Here is a 2,713-nt window from a genome sequence, read left to right as displayed (position 1 = left end):
TCTGCTTTCCTATTGCCTTTTTTGGCCATTTTCAGTATACCCTCACGGATCAGGAGCGTATACCGCACTCACCAAGTGGTGGGGATTTTCACGGAAAAAGGGATGAAGAAAAATCAACAAATTCGACGAAGGGATGACAAATCATGTCGATCAAAACATTTCGGCGCACGGAAACATTCCGTGCGCCTTTGGAGGTGGTCAGCGGTAAATCAACACGCGCGCTGCGGTGCGGTCAGCGCTTTCGCCGATCACGCGGATTTTTAGGCCATAGTTGGGCACGTTCCGCCCGGCGTCGACGGCCCCTTTATTGTCATACGACCGGCTGTCGTCAAACGCCGGCGTCGGCGATGTATCGTTGTCGATCAGCTGTGAGCCATTGATTGCCACGCGGAATGGGGCTCCTTTTTGCAGGCTGAACGCCGCATCGTGCACTTGATAGCGAGTCGGCGCTGTCGTATTGCCCGACCATTTTAACGTATGCTGGTCGGCATCCACAACGCCAAGAAACCCTTCGCCCGGATGGACGCCCGTCCAGTTGTTGTCATAGCCTTCATCCACATACCAGACGACAAGCCCTGGATCGTACGAAAGAAGCCGGTCGCCGCGCAAAATATGGGCGAGCCCTTCATCGACACCGTGGTGGTTGCGCCATTCCAACAAATAGTAATGATCCGAATACCGCTTGCCATCGCTCTTTTCAAAGCCTTCCACCGCAAAGGCGCTGTCCCCTTCGGCGTCGTCGGCAAGCACGGTTGCCCCATCAGCTGTCACTTGAATGTTGTCAATATACCAGCCGGCTTCCGACACCGCCACATCAGTGATGTAATGGAAACGGAGGTCAATCGTTTGGCCCGCATAAGCCGACAAGTCAAATTCCGCCTTCACCCAACCGTTTGACGCGCCGGTAACGCCGTTGCCGGGGTTTTGTCCGTACGGATTGTCAGTCGTTGTAATGTTTCCTTGAATCGTCGTCCATTCGCTGCTGCCATGCGGTTTCACTTCCACCGCCCCGTAATCCCAATCTTTCTCAATCGCATACCATGTGTCAAAAGCGAGCATCGCCTTGGACGCTTTCGTCAAATCGATCGTCGTTGCCATCGTATGATCTAAGTTGTTTCCGCTTCCAGAGAAATAGGCGTACGCACCGCTTGGCGGAATAGTGACGACCGTTTCCTTTTTCGGCAAATTGATGCGCACAGCGTCATGGTTCGTCCCTTTCGTGCTTGCTTCGTCAAGCAATACTTCTACACCGTCTTTTGTAATCTCATTCCATTCAACGGTCGCCCCGGTCAGCCAGTTGCTTCCCGGCATCGTCGATTGCAAAAACTGTTTCGCCCAGGCGCTGAAGCCGGTCGGCTCCGTGCCCGGAATGCGCCCCGCCCAACTTCCGCTTGACATAATCGACCAATAGGCAATGGGCTCGCCCAAGCCGGAGTAAATCGTATCATATTCATCCGGCAGCCCTAAATCGTGGCCGTATTCATGGGCAAACACCCCTGCCGCCCCATCGGCCGGTTCGATTGTGTAGTCGTACGCCGCCAGCTGGCCGCGCCAATACGGCACATCGGTTGTTGTGTTCGGGATGCGATAGACCGATCCTAAATTCCAGCGGTGCGACCAAATCGCGTCGCCGCCGAGCGAACCGCCGCCCGATTCTTCTCCGACGCTGGAGTGAACGATCATTAAATGGTCAATCAAACCGTCCGGTTCGCGATAATTGCCGTCGCCGTCTAAATCGTAGCGATCCTCTTGGTCAAACTCACGCAAATCAATGGTCGGATCCTGGGCGGCCGCCGCCAGCGCCTCGCGCACAAGCGCCCGCGGATTGGCGTCATTGCCATCCGGGGTCGGCACGTTGCCGCCATAGTATTTAGCCGGATACTTCGCCTGATACCAGCCCGCCACTTTTCCTTCGATCGAATAGCTGCCGCCTGATTGCTCTTCATAATACTTTTTCACCGAGATGAGTTTTTCTCCGTTCGGTCCTGCGTAATAGCCGTCATCCCCGCCGAAAATCATGTCTTCATAATGTTCACGGGTATAATCTTTATAATACATATCCGTCTCATTCGGTTGAATGCGGTTGTGCGGAAAATCCGGGTATTCAATGAGCAAAACGAGCACGCGGTCCACCCGCTTGCCACCGTTCCATGCCTCTGGCTTGACAGACGGAACGGAATCGTTTTTCGTCTGGCCAAGCTTTTTTCCTTTCCCATTCAAAATACTGTTTTTCTGCCCCTTCTCGCGCAGCACATCGGCCCGCTTTGCCTCGTATTCGTGCAATTCTCCTTTTTCTTTCGAAGCGTGGGCCGCCTTTTGTTTTAAATAGGCGCGCACCGCTGCTTCCGCCTCAGCTGGGGTGGCGTCAGCGCGAAGCTTGCCGCTTTTTTTCAACATCTCCGCCAGCTTCTCTTCATTCGCCACCGCCAAATCGACCGGACCGCCGTGCCTGGCTGCCAAAGGTGCTCCCGAATTGGCGGCCTGCGGGGCGGACGCCGGCGCTGCCCATAGGCCCATTCCAAGCGACAGCGCAGCAACAAGTGATGTGATCGACCGTTTCTTCAAAAACATCCCTCCATATCAAATAAAAGGTTGATAGAAAATCTATACAATTAAAGTAACTATTCACCCCAGTGCTAGTGTATAAAAAAGCCCAGCACAAATAGGGCATTTCGGTCATAGAAAATGCCCTAGGTAGCGGAAAGAACTCGAT

Annotated in this window: 1 protein-coding gene; it reads right to left on the bottom strand. The window is 53.9% G+C overall.

Features of this window, described 5'->3' with window-relative positions; all coding sequences use genetic code 11:
* Positions 1–198: 198 nt before the first annotated feature.
* Positions 199–2,565 (bottom strand): immune inhibitor A domain-containing protein, encoded by a 2,367-nt coding sequence (locus tag CV945_RS16630; RefSeq protein ID WP_100660184.1) that lies wholly within the window; start codon positions 2,563–2,565, stop codon positions 199–201.
* Positions 2,566–2,713: the final 148 nt, after the last annotated feature.

Origin of the sequence: Geobacillus sp. Manikaran-105, from assembly GCF_002809955.1 — a bacterium.
GTDB lineage: Bacteria > Bacillota > Bacilli > Bacillales > Anoxybacillaceae > Geobacillus > Geobacillus thermophilus.
Note: the sequence above shows the minus strand (reverse complement) of the source record. Positions and strands in the feature narration are given on the sequence as shown.